This window comes from Paenibacillus sp. FSL R5-0519, from assembly GCF_037974275.1.
Classification (GTDB): Bacteria; Bacillota; Bacilli; order Paenibacillales; family Paenibacillaceae; genus Paenibacillus.
In genome coordinates, this window is sequence record NZ_CP150234.1 from 5,823,452 (window position 1) to 5,839,034 (window position 15,583).

Consider the following 15,583-nt stretch of genomic DNA (forward strand, 5'->3'; position numbering starts at 1 on the left):
GGTGTGTTGCTTACACTCGCAGTTATTGTTGTAGCAGTGATCATTGGCTGGATTGACCTGCCTAAACTCATTCGCCAGAAGGAGTGGAGAGAAACAGCGGTGTACAGCGTAATGCTTCTTGCAGCTACGGTCTTCGGTGTCATAGCATCCAATTTATGGGAATTCCCTAGTCCCCTCTACATCATTATGTGGATTTATGATCCCGTGAACCATTTATTAGCCCGTTTAACTGGAACTTAGGAGATAAGGGAGGGTACATCATGCTAGAAAAGGGACGGATCGGGACAAGACAATTATCCACCCTTACATTTATGTTGGTCGTTGGAGATATGATGCTGATCTACCCTTCCGTTATCACATCCTATGCCAAGCAAGATGCCTGGATATGCGCTCTGATTGGCGTTCCACTAGGGATGGCTCTCATGGCTATGATTATAAAATTAGCCAGTATATATCCGGAGAAAAATTTGGTGCAAATCGCTCGAAATACTTTGGGTTTTTGGCCTGGCACCTTGTTTTCTTGCTTCTACCTGTTCTTCTTTTTGATTGGCACAGCTACACATACCCGGGAAGTAGGTGATTTCATAACTTCGCAGATTTTCCAGTACACCCCTATTCGTGTCATCATACTCATGTTTGTTATTGCCATCGGCTGGGGTGTGTACCACGGCTTGGAGACCGTCGCAAGAACGAGTGAACTACTCATGCCTATCGCTATATTGTTCATCGTGATACTGGCTTTCTGTCTTCTTCCACAGGTGGACACAAGTAATCTGAAACCCGTAACAGATACGGGCGTTGTGCCCATAGCACAGGGTATTCTGGTTAGCATCATCTATCCCATCGGCGAAACCATTCCTATCCTGATGATCCTGCCCTACGTTGCAAGAAGCCGTCATCTTATGCGTGACATGATTATTTCGGCAGGGCTCGGCAACCTGATTCTTGCTATTTTAGTTACGATATCCATGCTCGTACTCGGCCCCTTCCTTACCCAGCATAATATATACGCTTCGTTTATTTTATCTCAGAAGATTAGCATTGGTGGATTCTTTGAACGAATCGAGGTGATTATGGCTTGTTCTTGGCTCATCTCTACCTACTTCAAAGCGATAATCTACTTATATGCTTTCATTGTTGGATGTGCAGAACTCTTCAAGCTAAAGCAGTTCAAAATGCTGATTCTACCCTCGGCTCTGCTCGTATATGGAATGGCCAATCTCGTTGCGCCGAGTCTGACATTTATCATTATCACCATCGTTCCTTACTGGGTAGATTGGGACACAACATTAGGTATCATTCTTCCCGGTATGCTATTTTTGATAGCATTAGTGAAGTCCCGTAGAAAATCCAATTCAACACCCCAACCAACAACTGAAGGATAACTCCGGAGGGTAAATAGGATATTCATTCATGGAAAGGAGCAGAAGAACATGTTGATAAAAGAAAGACTCACCATACGGCAGTTCACACTGCTCACTTTCCTGGTCATGGTTGGAGACATGATTCTGATCTACCCTTCACTTGTTACGGCAATAGGCAAACAAGACGCATGGTTCTGTTCTCTGATTGGTCTGCCCATTGGTCTTGTGATCATGTGGGTTCTGTATAAACTCCACCGAACATATCCCCAATTATCTCTTTTTGAAATCTGTTCCAAGTTACTTGGCACCTGGGTCGGTTCTATACTTTCAGCTGCCTATCTGTTCTATTTCGCCATAGGTGCAGCCATATGTGTTCGTGAGGTCGGGGATTTCATGACCACCCAGATCTATCTTCAGACCCCCATCAGGGTTATTATTCTGATGATCATCTGCTCCTTGGTCTGGGGGTTAATGCATGGTTTTCGCACGATAGGATTAACCTCAGAACTGTTAACCCCCATCGTTGTCGTATTTATAGCTTTTCTCTTTTTGGGATTAATTCCTCAAACCAAAAGCGCTAATCTTCAGCCCTACTTTGATATGCCCTTGGTCCGCATCATCGAGTCCACGATCCGAGGAGCATTTACTTCCTTTGGTGAACTTATTGTTCTTTCGGTGTTTCTCCCATATGTAAACCCCGGACCCCATTTCAAACGAGATTTTTTGCTGGCTACTTTCTTTGGCGGTTTATTGTTAAGCCTCCTGTTGCTGCTCTCCATCATGGTTATGGGAGCAACCGTCACGCAACACAGCATCTACATCTCATATGTACTTTCACAGAAAATTAATATTGGCAATTTTTTCGAACGAATTGAAGCCGTCATGGCTATTGCGTGGTTAATCTCTACCTATTTCAAGAGTTTGCTGTATCTATTTGCTTTTGTATTGGGAACAGCACAATTATTTCGATTAAAGACATACAAGCCTCTGATTCTGCCTTCGTCGTTGTTATTATTTGCACTCGGTATCCTGATTTCACCTAATGTTATTTTCTACACGGATACAATTATGCCCGCTTGGGTGGACTGGGATATTACCGTCAGCTTTATTATCCCACTCTTCCTCTTACTGGTTTATCGCATTCGTTCCCGCAACCGCAAACCGATCTCCTCGGATCGTATAACTCCTTAAACATAAGTAGCCGATTAAAATGCTGCAATTCGACAACGAAAAGGCTGTGCTCGCGGAACTTACCGTGAACACAGCCTTTGATGGTTTGTTAAACATTCTGTCGGGCAGGTCTATATGTCCTTCACTGCCTCAAGGGCAGCCTCAATATGTCCTTTGACCCGAACCTTGGACCAATCCTTGATCAATTTCCCTTCTTCATCAATCAGAAAAGTGGAGCGAACCATACCCATATACTCCTTGCCATACATCTTCTTCAGCTGCCATACACCGTATTGCTCGGCTACAACATGCTCTTCATCCGATAACAAGGTGAACGGCAGTCCATATTTGGCGATAAACTTGTCATGCTGTTTCATCGGATCAGTACTAATCCCGAGAATGACCGTGTTCAGCCCTTCAAATTCAGCATGTCGATCCCGGAAATCACAAGCCTGTTGCGTACAGGACGAGGTCATATCCTTGGGGTAAAAATAAAGCAGTACCCGCTGTCCGCGGTAATCCGACAGCTTCACCGGTTCTCCCGTACTGGACGGAAGCTCAAAGTCCGGTGCCCATCCGCCTACAGTTAACGTCATGTCAATTCCTCCCTAGTCTCGCCCACGAATTGCGTTGAGGGCATTTTATGATCCTGCTCCACGATACCGTTTCACGCCATAATTCCACAAAAGCAAACCCACGGAACCAAACACCAACCCCATCACAGGTGTCAGCAGTGCCATGCGATGCATCTCGGACCTTTCCAGGAACAGTGCCGCTGGATAAATGCCAACGAAGGCAAACGGAATGACCCAGGTCAGCAGCACCTGAATGGCACGGTTGTAGATCGTTACCGGGTAACGCCCATATCCCTGGATGTTATACATCAATGGCAGAATACCTGTTGGTGCGTCCGAATAAAAGGACAACGAAGTCAGTGTGGTATAGATTCCGGCATAGATCATGACTGAGCTAAGTGCCAAAATAATCAAGGCAGGAATATGCCACCATTCCAGCACCAGGCCCATCTCTGCTCCGCTGAAGATCATGATAATCAAGCCGATAAACGAGCCCACGAGTGCAGGCGGGTCTACATTTTCAAGCAAGATCTGGAACAGGTTATGTGCAGGGCGTGTCAGGATACGATCCATCTCGCCTTTGACGATATACCGCTCACTGAATCCCCACAGATTAATAAAACAACTGAAAATGCCATAGGGCACCATAAAATATCCATAAACAAAGAGCACTTCACTCTCACTCCAGCCGCCCAGGTTATCCGTATGGCGAAAGACCACAAAGATAAAGATCAGGTTGGTTGCCTGGAACAGCAGATCCGATAGGATCTCCACCCAGAAATCAGCACGGTACGTGAGTCGTGTTTTCATGTAGTTCTTCAAATATTCCCAGATCAGACCCATATAGTACATTCTGTTATCCCCCTTGCACGAACAGACGCTTGCGCGCCTTACGCCAGATCAGTACCATCGGAAGCAGCAGCAAAGCGAACCAGAACACCTGAATACCGAGTACATTCCAGATGGCGGTACCTTCCACTCTTCCAGTGAAGACCGAACCGGGCAGATACGTAATGGCCTGAAAAGGCAATACCTTCATCACCGCGGACATCCAGCCTGGATACAGGCTGATCGGGATGATGAGACCGGAGAACAAATCAACCACGACGCGTTTCATGCGCATCATGCCTTCATTATTTTCCACAAAGAATGCCGCCAGTCCCGTGATCACATTAATCTGGGAGTTAATGAGGAAACTGAAGAACAGCATAACGAGAAAGCCAATCCACGCCGACGGCGCCGTAGGCAGTTCAACCGGGAACAGCAGAATGGCAATGAGCATCCCCGGAATCATGAGGAGCAGGAAGCGGAAAATGCCTTCGCCAAGACCCTGCATCATTTTGACCATAACGTAGTTGATTGGCCTGATGAATTGAATCGCAATGGAGCCATCCCGTATGTCTGCGGCAATCTCACGGTCCAGGTTGTTAAAGTAAAAAGCACGTGCCATCCAGGATACAGCGATGTAGGTTGTCATCTGTGCTGCCGTAAAGCCGCCAAGTTCACCACTGCTGCCATAAATGGCTTGCCAGGTAAAGTAATACACGCCGATATTCAGCGTATATATCAAAATGCCAGAGTAATAATTCACTCGGTATGCCAGCATCGTTAGAAAACGGATGCGCATAAAATCAATAAATGCACTATTCATCTTAGGATACACTCACCGCTTCTTTCCCTGCTCCCACAATCTCGGGACGCTCGGCGGAACCGGATTGGTAAATACTGCGCACAATCTCATCCGTGTTGATCTCGATAATCTGAATATCGGTAATATCGGCTTGTCCAACGACACGTCCGAGTACATCCGAAACGTTCAATTCCAGTGGAATCCATACGGATGCAGACAATTCATTCTCTACCGTCCAACGTACAGGCAACGCTGCAGTCCATTCCTGCATCTGACTCATGTTGTGAGCTGAACCGAACTTGAAACGGATTTCCCGTTCTTTTCCCCATTGGGACTTCAGATGATCCAGACCTCCATCATAGATGATGTTACCCGCATCAAGCATAATCACCCTGGAACATAGGGCCTCAATGTCCTGCAAATCATGGGTTGTGAGCAGAATGGTTGTTCCATGCTCCTTGTTCATGTCCTTCAAGAAATCCCGAATTTCCGACTTCACCACAATGTCCAAACCAATGGTTGGTTCATCCAGAAAAACAATACTCGGGTTGTGCAACAATGCTGCCACCAACTCGCAGCGCATACGCTGACCAAGACTGAGCTTCCGCACCGGACGACTGAGCAGGTCCTGAAGCTGCAATCGCTCAACCAGTTCATCCAGCCTTTTACGGAAATCGACCTCTCCTACACGATATACTTTGCGCAATAAATGGAAGGATTCGATAACGCCAATATCCCACCACAATTGACTGCGCTGACCAAAAACAACACCAATATTCTGTACAAACTTCTCCCGTTCCTGATACGGAACATATCCACCAACCGATATTTGCCCTGAAGTAGGCACCAAAATGCCGGTCAACATCTTGATTGTTGTTGATTTACCGGCACCGTTCTCCCCGATATATCCGCATATTTCGCCCTGCGGAATCTGAAATGAAATATCATTTACAGCCAATACCTCCTGGTATTGACGTGCAAACAGGTCCTGGAACGCGCCCTTCAGCCCACCTCGGCTTTTCTGGACGCTAAACGACTTGCGCAAATCTTTGACATCAATCGCCAGCATGATTATACCTCACTTGGATTTTGTTGAAATTGCTTGTAGCCCAAAAAGAAATTATAATGGTATCAGTCAAAATTCAGCAATACCTGAACTCGTTTTTTATTTCATCTCAAATACAAAGGAGAGCTAGCATGACCAGAAAGACGAAGAGAACCATCTGGATTTCTCTTGCCGCCTTCGTGTTAATTGTCGGAGGAGCTGCGGCATACTATTTCGGTTCTATTCTCAATCAGTTGGACGGTTTGGCAAAAGACGGTGACGAATCACCATTCGCCGGTATCGAAAATGTGGAGAAAGTAAATACACCTGACCCACCCAAATGGGAAGGCACAGAGACGGTCAATATTCTCGTTATGGGTGTCGATGCGCGCGGATTGAAAAAAGGTGAAGTTCCCCGCTCCGACAGCATGATGGTCGTATCGCTCGACCCACTTACCAAAAAAATCAATCTGTTCTCCATTCTGCGCGACACATACGTCGATATTGACGGGTATGGTAAAGAGCGGATCAACACTGCCATTACCCATGGCCCGAATGCAGCGATGCAAGCTGCCGGCGACCTGCTCGGCATTCCTGTACAGTATTATGTGTATACGGATTTCCAAGGATTCATCAAATTGGTGGATGCCGTTGGCGGTGTTGACTTTAATGTGGAGAAAGACATGCACTATACAAGTAAAGCAGACAATAACGAATACGATATTGATCTCAAAAAAGGGTATCAGCATCTGGATGGCGAGACAGCTCTCATGTACGTTCGTTTCCGTCATGATGCGATGTCGGATTTCGCTCGTTCCGAGCGTCAGCGTGAATTGCTGAAAGCTGTTACGGCAAAAATGCAGTCCACCACTACCATAGCCAAACTGCCTGCCATTCTGGAACAGGTTAATCCTTACGTAGATACGAATCTGACACTCTCCGATATGTGGAAGCTGGGTGGACTCGGATACCAGAGCAGCATGAACGGCAGTGAGCAGATCCCACCAATGAACCTGTTGAAAGAAGAACGTACAGCAGGTGGTGCGCAAGTATTAACGGTTACAAATGAAGAAAAATTGAAGCAGCATATTCAGGATATTATTCACCCGCCTGCTACAACGGATGATAGTACGACCAGCACCGAAGATAAAACAGCCAGTGGTGACGATCAGAAGTCAGAACAACCGGCTCAGTAATCTAAACATGCAGAGGGCAGCCATTACGCTGCCCTCTCGTTGTGCCCGGCTATACTATTATGAGAAAATCATCATATCTTTCTGTGGCTTGTACCTTTATTATATTTTGAATTACGAAAGGAAGTTATCTTATGAAACCATCACGTTCCCGATCCGAACTTCTATACGCAGAAGCACTTGAACATATTGTAGGAGGTGTGAACAGCCCTTCACGCTCGTTTAAAGCCGTTGGCGGCGGTGCACCTGTATTTATGAAAAAAGCCCAGGGCGCCCACTTCTGGGATGTTGATGACAACCGTTACATTGATTATCTGGCCGCTTACGGTCCGATTGTTACAGGACATGCCCACCCTCATATTACGCAGGCAATTACAGAAGCTGCAGCCAATGGAGTACTGTACGGTACCCCGACTGAATTAGAGATCAAGCTTGCCAAAATGCTGAAGGAAGCCATTCCTTCCATGGATAAAGTACGCTTTGTTAACTCTGGTACAGAGGCGGTCATGACTACGATTCGGGTAGCTCGTGCCTACACCAAACGCAACAAGATCGTAAAATTCGCCGGATGTTACCATGGTCACTCGGATCTGGTGCTTGTGGCTGCCGGTTCTGGCCCGTCCACGCTGGGTATCCCGGATAGTGCCGGCATTCCTACCAGTATTGCGCAAGAGGTCATCACCGTGCCTTACAATGACCTGGATAGCCTCAAAGCTGCACTGGAGCACTGGGGTGACGATGTTGCCGCGGTCATGGTTGAACCGATCGTTGGCAACTTCGGTATGGTTATGCCGGAACCCGGCTTCCTGGAAGGTCTCTGTGCCATGACACGCGCCAATGGCTCACTGGTTATCTATGACGAGGTGATTACAGCTTTCCGTTTCCATTACGGTTCCACACAGACGTATGCAGGACTCGATAATCATGCGGAGATTGAACCGGATCTGACGGCTCTTGGTAAAATTATTGGTGGCGGCCTGCCCATCGGTGCTTACGGCGGACGCAAACACGTTATGGAGCAGGTTGCTCCACTCGGCCCTGCTTATCAGGCGGGAACGATGGCTGGTAACCCTGCATCCATCTCGGCTGGTATTGCATGTCTGGAGGTTCTGCAAGGCGCAGGTGTATACGAAGAGATGGAACGCCTTGCTATCGATCTGACGGCAGGTCTGCAAGCTTCTGCTGACCGTCATGGGATTGCACTGACAATCAACCGGATTCGCGGAGCATTCTCCACCCATTTCTGTGATCACCCGGTGACGAACTACGATCATGCTCAAGACACAGACGGGGAACGCTTCGCTTCCTTCTTCCGTCACATGCTGGACCGTGGCATTAACCTCGCTCCATCCAAATATGAGGCCTGGTTCCTGACCACGGCTCATACAGACGAGGATGTTCAGGCTACATTGGAAGCCGCAGAAGCTTCCTTCAAGGCGATGGCTCAGGAATAACCCGAATAATTAATTCTCATTCAGATGTAACGTACAAAATAGTTGAAAGACAGCAACTAAGAAAAAAGGCGTCCAACAAGTGTTCAACTTGTGCGGACGCCTTTTGTTTTTTGCAGCTTCAAAATTTCCTCTCGGATCACCTGCATCCCTTCCTCGATTCGCTGCTTCGGCACATTGGAGATGTTCAATCGCAACATCTGATCCTGATGTACCTGATAGGTTCCCTCTGGATAATACCGTTCAGTCGTATCAACGATGACTCCGCGCTTTTGAAGCCGGGACAGCAGAACACGAAGCGGCATATCACCCGCCAAAGGTAACACCGTATGCTCTCCTCCTGTTCGAGGAGCGTCCATAAACGGAGCAAAGTCTGGATAAGCGTCCAGCTGCTCCTGCACCGTGTGCATCCGGGCAGCATAGCGGTTGCGAATCACTTTCCTGTGATGAGCAAACATGCCGCTATGGACATAGATCTCCAGAGCAGCTTGAGACAGGACGGAAGTGTCGATATCAAGCATTTTTTTGTAAACACCAAAAGATTGAATGAGTGGTAAGGGCAGAACGGATACACCAATACGCAAGCCTGGAAACAAAATTTTGGAGTAACTCTTCAGATAGATGACCCGGCCTTCCGTATCATAGGACCATAGCGGGTCCTGTTTCGTATTGTCCTCCAGATCAGACAGATAATCATCCTCCACCAGATACACATCGTACCGCTGAGCAAGCCGGATCAGTCTCTTCTTCTCCGCAACCGTTAACGATGTACCAATCGGATTGTGAAAGCGTGGCATGACATAGAAAAACTTGATCTCTTCCTCTGCGAACTGACGTTCAAGCGATGCCCAATCCAGCCCATCTTGGGTACGTCTCACACCAGCAATAGGTACATTCAATCCACTCAGTAGAGAAGGCATATTGTGATAGGTCGGTAGTTCAAGCATCACTGTTCTCTTTCCATTGGGAAAAGGCATCAACGCAAGTACAGCCAGCGCCTGTTGCACACCTGTTGTGATAAAGAACTGCTCTGTTCTTGCAAAAACCTGATAATCCGCAAACTGCTTCTGCAACAGCAGAATTAGCGAAGGCAATCCCTGATCTGTTCCATACATAAACAACTCTGCCTGTTTCTTCTCCATCGCTTGATCCACACAGTGACGAAAGTCTGCATAAGGGAACACCCTTGGATCCGGAGCAGCCGAAGCGAAGTCCAATGCTCCCTGCCAGTCCATGTCCTGACCACCTGTCCCATTCTGTACAGCATAATAACCGGATTGAGGTATGGCGTACACCAAATGCCGTTGCTCCAACCATTCATATGCACGAATTGCTGTGCTTACACTGCATTGATACTGTTCAGCTACAACTCGAACGGCTGGCAGTCGAATGCCCTTATCTGCCCACTGGCGACGATCCTGCTGCTGCATCTGCTCCTGAATCCACTGCTTTAATGCTTCGGCGATCACTTCATATTTTCTCATCGCACCCACTCCTCTCCTATAACTGTACCGTTACAGTTTAACCTTTTATCTATTGTAGCACGATGCACCCGGCAGTATATTGAATAAGGCAAGCACATGCCTTGAACCTGACATATTTCAGGATGATAAAGATTTATACGTTATGACAAATGTATTGGAGGAGCATTCATGAACACAGCACATACTCGGGGTTACGCATATATCGCAGCTGTATTGTATGCGGCTATTATCGGTCTATCTTTTCTATTTGTTAAAATGACGGTCACTGTTGCACATCCCATTGATGTGCTTGCCCACCGATTTGCGCTGTCGCTAATCGTTGTTAGCATTCCTGTAATTATGGGTTGGATCAAAATCCGACTGAGCCTTCGTGATCTGTGGCGAATTATTCCACTCGGGCTGTTATCTCCCGTCCTATTTTTTGCCTTTCAAGCCTTTGGACTCGTCTCGTCCAACTCATCGGAAGCGGGTATTATTCAGGCTATGGCCCCTGTTTTTACTCTCATTCTCGCTTCTGTCTTCTTGAAAGAACGAACATCCACCATGCAGAAGCTTTTTCTGCTTTTGTCTGTCGCTGGAGTTGTTTTTATTTTCATGATGCAAGGTAATGGCATGTCTTTGGGTAACCTGAAGGGCATTGCATTATTGCTGCTATCCACGGTGTGTTTTGCAGGTTATGGCGTACTTGCGAGACCATTAACCCAGAAGTACAAACCCATGGAATTAACATGGGTCACGCTGATGGTTGGCTGTGTTGTATTTAACGCTGTCTCCCTGGTCCGACATGCTTCTAGCGGTTCCATGATGGACTACATCAAACCACTGGGAGATGCCTCCTATTTGGGTGCCCTTGCTTATCTGGCCATTCTTTCCACCATGATCTCCACCCTGCTCGCGAGTTATGCCCTGACGCATCTGGAGGCGTCCCAGATGAGCGTATTCAGCAACCTGTCCACACTCATCTCCATCGTAGGAGGTGCATGGATATTGAACGAACCTGTTGGTAGTCATCACTATATTGGTGCATTGTTGATTATCGCAGGTGTGCTTGGCACCAATATGAGCGGTCGCAAACATAGGCTGGTCACTGAGACCGGCCAAGGCCAAAACTGATCCTGCCTTCATCGTACCGATCGGGGACACCGGATATCTGCCCTGTTTTTCATCTATCATCAGTTTTTCCGCAAGCAGATTGTGAAAGAGATTCTTATAGAAGGAACGCGACAGGCTCGACAGGTCACATGTAATACGATGCTTGAGGTACGTAAAGCCAGGGTTATCCGTTATTTTGATCTCTCCATGCAATGCCTGTATGAAGGACTTCAAACACGTTAACACTGCTGAGGACAGTCTAATGGGAAAAGGGGACTCTTCAGCATGAAACGAACACAGCCTTCTTTTTTACAAGCCATGATGTTGATCATGTTGTCCGTTGGCTTGATCAGCCATGTTCTGATTATTCCTGCCCTTTTGGCTACGGCCAAAAGGGATTCTTGGATTTCCGTCCTGCTATCTGCCGGACCATTTCTGATATTCGCGCTAATGCTCGCTTATGTCTCTCGTTTCCTTCAGCATCAAACGCTGCATGATTGGTTAACTTCCCGTCTCGGAAAGCCTATTGGCCTGTTATTTCGAGTTGGTAATAGTCTCTTTTTTCTCAGCGTCATCTACTTCACCCTGCACGATACCACCGCTTGGGCTAAAACGAACTATCTAACCGAAACGCCCGTATTGGTAACCAGTATTGCCCTGATGTCTCTCTGTGCCTACGCTGCGTATAAAGGTATTCGCTCGCTGGCCTTTACCGCAGGTTTAGTCCTGCCACTAGTTGTCTTGTTAGGTTTCTATGTTGCTATCGTAAATACCCAATACAAGGACTACAGTCGTCTGTTGCCCGTTCTTGAACATGGCTGGCATCCTATTCTTAATGGCATGGTCTACAGTCTTGCAGGCATGTTTGAACTGCTGTTCATCTGGTACATCCAGCCTCATCTCACCAAACGTATACGTGTATGGCAGTATCTGATGCTCGCACTCATTCTTGTAGGACTAACTGTCGGCCCACTCATTGGGGCAATTGTGGAATTCGATCCTTTTGAGGCTGCCAAAATGAGATATCCTGCCTTTGAAGAATGGCGAATTGCCTCTTTGGGCAAATACATTGCCCAGACCGACTTCTTTTCCATCTACCAATGGCTCGCAGGTGCATTCACCCGAATTAGTCTTGCCATGTATATTGTAGTAGAAATATGGAATATTAAGAGCTCTACCAAAAGGCTTATCAGTTGTATCTCGTTGGGTGTCTTCTTTATCCTGACCATGTTGTATCCTATGGATGATATGACCTTCGAAAAGCTTCTGGTCGAATACATATTCCCGTTCAATCTCGTATATCTGAGCGGACTTGCGATTATAGCAACGACGGTTGCCTTTATCCATTCACGCCATCAGAGGAGGAAACATCATGGAGCATCAAAAGATTGACACCACGTCCCATGAAACACTGCTTGCCTCTTTGAAAGAGCAGTTCAATCCATGCGCAGATGTTGTTATTCAGACCTTTCCTGTCAAAGATGAATCCGATCAGCCGGTAATCTTACTGTATTGCGAAGGGCTTGTCGATGGTAAACAAATCAACCAATTTATTATTCCACGTCTGGAGCAGCACGCTCTAATTATTGAGGAATCACATCCCAAAGAATTGGGATTAACCTTAAATCCGATTGAGGATATCACCAATTTCAAGAAACTTAATCTGTTGATTTTTAGTGGACAGCTACTGATCATCTTCGATAACGGTGTTCAATCCTGCAGTCTGGATATTGCTGATATACCAGGGCGTAGTCCTGAAGAATCAGCCATCGAAACATCCGTTAAAGGCCCGCGCGATGGATTCACCGAAGAACTCACGACCAACGTGGCCCTTATTCGCAAACGAATGAAAACATCTTCGATGTGTTACGAGAAATATGTCAAAGGCGGACGTACTCAAACTGCCATTGGACTTCTATATGTAAAAGATATTATTAATCCAGACATTCTAAAAGAAGCACGACACAATCTGGATCAGATTGAAATCGATGGCATTCTGGGCACCTCGATCATGGAGCGGGCTGTCATGGGAGGGGTTCGGAGCATCTTTCCGCTCACGGATAACACTGAACGTCCTGATTTTGTTGTCGATTCGCTGTTAAATGGACGTTTTGCCGTTCTCATTGAAGGTTCTCCAGTAGCAGTCATTGCGCCAACTACACTTTTCAATCAATTGAAATCTCCTGAAGATAGGAGTACACCCTTTTTCATCGTTACCTTCGAACGAATCTTGCGCATCTCTGGACTGCTGATTGCCTGTTTCTTCCCAGCCTTCTATATTGGCCTGACCAGTTTCAATGTGGAACAGATACCGCTACCGCTCTTGGCTACAATTGCTGGTACTCGAATGGGCCTGCCCATGCCTGTGACACTGGAAGCATTTCTGATGATTTTTATGTTCGAGCTATTCAACGAAGCTGGTCGCAGGTTACCACGTGCATTGGGCCAGACCGTAAGCGTGGTCGGCGGGCTTATCATTGGGGATGCCGCTATTCGCGCAGGGATTACGTCTCCTACCATCATAGTCACGGTAGCCATTTCAGTTATCTCCAGCTATATTCTCGTAAACACCGTGCTGAGCGGAGCTACTGCCCATGTCCGAATCGGGATGCTCCTCATCTCTTCCATTCTTGGACTATTCGGATTCATGATTGGACTATTCGCCCTGTTGGTTCACCTTGTATCCTTAGAATGTTACGGAGTGTCTTATCTGACGCCAGTCTCTCCCTACATTCCAGGAGATTTCACGCAGGCCGTATCCATGCCGCCGTCCATGAATAAAAATAAGCGTCCGGAAGCACTTCACACCCAAGATTCCACTCGTCGGAGAAAACGCCCATGATCCGATGGACGTCCACGACTTGCCTACTTGTGGGGTGCTTGATCCTGCTAACCGGATGCTGGGATTCCAAGGAAGTGCAAAGTATTAACTTCATCACAGCGATAGGAATAGACTATGTGGACAACCAATATATTGCGTATGCCCAATTGATAGACTTCTCCAGTATTGCAAAACAGGAAACACCAACTTCCCGGGAAACAAGGGATATGTGGATTGGACGAGGCGAGGGTACAACTCTGAGCATGGCTATTAATGACTTGTATGAAACGTCACAGCAGCAAACGCTCTGGACTCATGTTAAGGCCATTGTTTTATCAAAAAATGCTTTGGACGGAAAGTTGGAGGATATATTTAATACGTTGCTGCATTCAGGTCAACTGAGATATACACCTTGGATTTATGCGACTGAGCAGGACATTCCGGAAGTACTCTCCCCTTCTGCGCTGCTGAACCAATCCGCCCAGACCATTGAGATATTCGAACCCATGAGGCTATACAAACAGCATTCCGGTTACGAACCTATTCGGCTACATCAGCTTCTCGATGGATTACGGGAACCAGCTTCCGTCATTCTCTTACCTTCGGTCTCCACAAGGAATGAAACGTGGTTCAATGGCGATAAAAACCCACCTCTTGTTAGAATGGATGGATTTTATGTCATTTCCCAAGGCAAAAGTCAAGGTAGAGTTGCAGGAGCAGATGCAGACGGTACACGATACGTGAAATATAAGCGTGTTCATCAATATCCTTTGTACGTGTATGGGAATGGCGGAAAGACTCCTGATTTAACCCTGATGCTTCGTAATCCCAAGACCAGAATCACGGCCAGGAAACAAGGAGACGGCGTCACATTCGATCTGGTTACCTCGGTCAAAAGTTCCATCACCGAAGACCATGGAGCCCCGCGTACGCCTCATGCCATGGAACAAGAAGCGGAAAAACAGATCGAATCCGAGATTCGAGATACGTTCGAAAAAACCAAGTCACGCAAGATTGATTCATACGGTCTTGCGGAACATCTCTATCGCCACAACTTACCCTTATGGAAGCAGGAAGTCGCCCAACGGGCTGATCCCCTTAAGCGTTTCAAGCTTGGCAAAGTGGAGGTCCATGTAGATATCCTTAATGCGAGCACGTATAAATACAATAAATAAAAGAAGACCTGTGACCTGCATTACATGCAAGTACTGGTCTTCTTTTGGGTTTGAATTTCGTGCCGAGTCGATACGTTATTTTAATGGATAAGCCATGACACTCATCAGAGCCAATTCTGGCTGGGTGGTGTCCAAACGACTGTACTGAATGATGACTGGGATATTGCTTGAAACCGTGATGGCATAAGGTACGCCTGACGGGATAGACTGCTCTCCCGATTGCAGCGATGCGGTACGAATATGTTTTGTTCTTCTCGCTGGCACCTCCGCCACAATATCTTCGAGTGGTTCTCTGTCTTCAAAATAGATTGTGATGTTCAGCTCCGCATCGGCGGCACCTGTGTTTAATACACAGATGCTCTCGTGACTTTCCAGTGTGCCGCTGCTCTCCGGCGGGATGTAGCCATCAGGGATAACCCAGTAGGTATGACCTGTGGCTGTCGGATCGTTCTTATGGGCTGATGCACCTTGTTTGGTCGGCTCCAATGTCATTGAAATATATCCTCCAATCATTAAGTTAAAATCGGGTGGGCTCGCACGGTAGTCGCTCCGATGGACGGATCGGGCTGTGGGCCGCTGTTGG

15 protein-coding genes are annotated in these 15,583 nt (G+C 47.0%); 9 read left to right on the forward strand and 6 right to left on the reverse strand.

Features of this window, described 5'->3' with window-relative positions; translation table 11 throughout:
- Positions 1-3 precede the first annotated feature (3 nt).
- From MKY73_RS26115 to MKY73_RS26125, 3 genes are read left to right on the forward strand one after another with little or no spacing between them, the layout of a single operon-like run.
- Positions 4-240 carry a hypothetical protein gene (locus tag MKY73_RS26115; RefSeq protein ID WP_339304201.1) on the forward strand — a complete coding sequence of 79 codons (237 nt, stop codon included), beginning with the start codon at positions 4-6 and terminating at the stop codon, positions 238-240.
- 20 nt (positions 241-260) lie between these two features.
- The gene (locus tag MKY73_RS26120) at positions 261-1,385 is read left to right on the forward strand and encodes an endospore germination permease (RefSeq protein WP_339304202.1); all 1,125 of its coding nucleotides are present in this window, start codon (positions 261-263) and stop codon (positions 1,383-1,385) included.
- Positions 1,386-1,433: 48 nt separating this feature from the next.
- Complete coding sequence (locus MKY73_RS26125; RefSeq protein WP_339304204.1) at positions 1,434-2,555, forward strand: endospore germination permease; 1,122 nt, start codon at positions 1,434-1,436, stop codon at positions 2,553-2,555.
- Between the two features lie 110 nt (positions 2,556-2,665).
- Here MKY73_RS26125 and bcp read toward each other — a convergent pair whose 3' ends face one another.
- From bcp to MKY73_RS26145, 4 genes are read right to left on the reverse strand one after another with little or no spacing between them, the layout of a single operon-like run.
- On the reverse strand, positions 2,666-3,130 hold the full coding sequence (bcp, locus tag MKY73_RS26130; protein ID WP_339304205.1) for a thioredoxin-dependent thiol peroxidase: 465 nt from the start codon (positions 3,128-3,130) through the stop codon (positions 2,666-2,668).
- A gap of 45 nt (positions 3,131-3,175) precedes the next feature.
- Entirely contained in the window at positions 3,176-3,961 is a 786-nt protein-coding gene (locus MKY73_RS26135) for an ABC-2 family transporter protein (RefSeq protein ID WP_339239452.1), read from the reverse strand.
- A 4-nt stretch (positions 3,962-3,965) separates the two neighbouring features.
- On the reverse strand, positions 3,966-4,760 hold the full coding sequence (locus MKY73_RS26140; RefSeq protein ID WP_339239450.1) for an ABC-2 family transporter protein: 795 nt from the start codon (positions 4,758-4,760) through the stop codon (positions 3,966-3,968).
- A 1-nt stretch (position 4,761) separates the two neighbouring features.
- Positions 4,762-5,808, reverse strand: coding sequence for an ABC transporter ATP-binding protein (locus tag MKY73_RS26145; RefSeq protein WP_339239449.1), 1,047 nt, complete (start codon positions 5,806-5,808; stop codon positions 4,762-4,764).
- A gap of 128 nt (positions 5,809-5,936) precedes the next feature.
- Between MKY73_RS26145 and MKY73_RS26150 the strand changes: the two genes are divergently transcribed.
- Complete coding sequence (locus tag MKY73_RS26150; protein WP_339239448.1) at positions 5,937-6,980, forward strand: LCP family protein; 1,044 nt, start codon at positions 5,937-5,939, stop codon at positions 6,978-6,980.
- A 131-nt stretch (positions 6,981-7,111) separates the two neighbouring features.
- Complete coding sequence (locus MKY73_RS26155) at positions 7,112-8,431, forward strand: glutamate-1-semialdehyde 2,1-aminomutase (RefSeq protein WP_339239447.1); 1,320 nt, start codon at positions 7,112-7,114, stop codon at positions 8,429-8,431.
- Positions 8,432-8,514: 83 nt separating this feature from the next.
- Here the strand turns inward: MKY73_RS26155 and MKY73_RS26160 are convergent, their stop codons facing one another.
- Complete coding sequence (locus MKY73_RS26160; RefSeq protein ID WP_339304206.1) at positions 8,515-9,912, reverse strand: PLP-dependent aminotransferase family protein; 1,398 nt, start codon at positions 9,910-9,912, stop codon at positions 8,515-8,517.
- Between the two features lie 168 nt (positions 9,913-10,080).
- On the opposite strand from MKY73_RS26160, the gene MKY73_RS26165 reads away from it, so the two are divergent.
- The 4 genes from MKY73_RS26165 to MKY73_RS26180 all read left to right on the forward strand — a co-directional run bounded on the left by MKY73_RS26165 (position 10,081) and on the right by MKY73_RS26180 (position 15,000).
- Complete coding sequence (locus MKY73_RS26165; protein WP_339304207.1) at positions 10,081-11,025, forward strand: DMT family transporter; 945 nt, start codon at positions 10,081-10,083, stop codon at positions 11,023-11,025.
- A gap of 264 nt (positions 11,026-11,289) precedes the next feature.
- A complete protein-coding gene (locus MKY73_RS26170) occupies positions 11,290-12,396 on the forward strand; it encodes an endospore germination permease (RefSeq protein ID WP_339304208.1) in 1,107 nt (368 codons plus the stop codon).
- Positions 12,377-13,846 carry a spore germination protein gene (locus tag MKY73_RS26175; RefSeq protein WP_339304209.1) on the forward strand — a complete coding sequence of 490 codons (1,470 nt, stop codon included), beginning with the start codon at positions 12,377-12,379 and terminating at the stop codon, positions 13,844-13,846. Before MKY73_RS26170 ends, MKY73_RS26175 begins: the two co-directional genes overlap by 20 nt.
- Entirely contained in the window at positions 13,843-15,000 is a 1,158-nt protein-coding gene (locus MKY73_RS26180) for a Ger(x)C family spore germination protein (protein ID WP_339304211.1), read from the forward strand. Before MKY73_RS26175 ends, MKY73_RS26180 begins: the two co-directional genes overlap by 4 nt.
- A 75-nt stretch (positions 15,001-15,075) precedes the next feature.
- On the opposite strand, the gene MKY73_RS26185 is transcribed toward MKY73_RS26180, so the two are convergent.
- The gene (locus tag MKY73_RS26185) at positions 15,076-15,492 is read right to left on the reverse strand and encodes a sensory rhodopsin transducer (RefSeq protein WP_339304213.1); all 417 of its coding nucleotides are present in this window, start codon (positions 15,490-15,492) and stop codon (positions 15,076-15,078) included.
- Positions 15,493-15,583: the final 91 nt, after the last annotated feature.

Bases quoted from the DNA above. Each gene is read 5' to 3' on its own strand.
- MKY73_RS26160 (WP_339304206.1), bottom strand. From the start codon at position 9,912: ATGAGAAAATATGAAGTGATCGCCGAAGCATTAAAGCAGTGGATTCAG.
- MKY73_RS26150 (WP_339239448.1), top strand. From the start codon at position 5,937: ATGACCAGAAAGACGAAGAGAACCATCTGGATTTCTCTTGCCGCCTTC.
- MKY73_RS26170 (WP_339304208.1), top strand. From the start codon at position 11,290: ATGAAACGAACACAGCCTTCTTTTTTACAAGCCATGATGTTGATCATG.
- MKY73_RS26135 (WP_339239452.1), bottom strand. From the start codon at position 3,961: ATGTACTATATGGGTCTGATCTGGGAATATTTGAAGAACTACATGAAA.
- MKY73_RS26125 (WP_339304204.1), top strand. From the start codon at position 1,434: ATGTTGATAAAAGAAAGACTCACCATACGGCAGTTCACACTGCTCACT.
- MKY73_RS26165 (WP_339304207.1), top strand. From the start codon at position 10,081: ATGAACACAGCACATACTCGGGGTTACGCATATATCGCAGCTGTATTG.
- MKY73_RS26155 (WP_339239447.1), top strand. From the start codon at position 7,112: ATGAAACCATCACGTTCCCGATCCGAACTTCTATACGCAGAAGCACTT.
- MKY73_RS26140 (WP_339239450.1), bottom strand. From the start codon at position 4,760: ATGAATAGTGCATTTATTGATTTTATGCGCATCCGTTTTCTAACGATG.
- MKY73_RS26185 (WP_339304213.1), bottom strand. From the start codon at position 15,492: ATGACATTGGAGCCGACCAAACAAGGTGCATCAGCCCATAAGAACGAT.
- MKY73_RS26120 (WP_339304202.1), top strand. From the start codon at position 261: ATGCTAGAAAAGGGACGGATCGGGACAAGACAATTATCCACCCTTACA.
- MKY73_RS26175 (WP_339304209.1), top strand. From the start codon at position 12,377: ATGGAGCATCAAAAGATTGACACCACGTCCCATGAAACACTGCTTGCC.
- MKY73_RS26145 (WP_339239449.1), bottom strand. From the start codon at position 5,808: ATGCTGGCGATTGATGTCAAAGATTTGCGCAAGTCGTTTAGCGTCCAG.
- bcp (WP_339304205.1), bottom strand. From the start codon at position 3,130: ATGACGTTAACTGTAGGCGGATGGGCACCGGACTTTGAGCTTCCGTCC.
- MKY73_RS26180 (WP_339304211.1), top strand. From the start codon at position 13,843: ATGATCCGATGGACGTCCACGACTTGCCTACTTGTGGGGTGCTTGATC.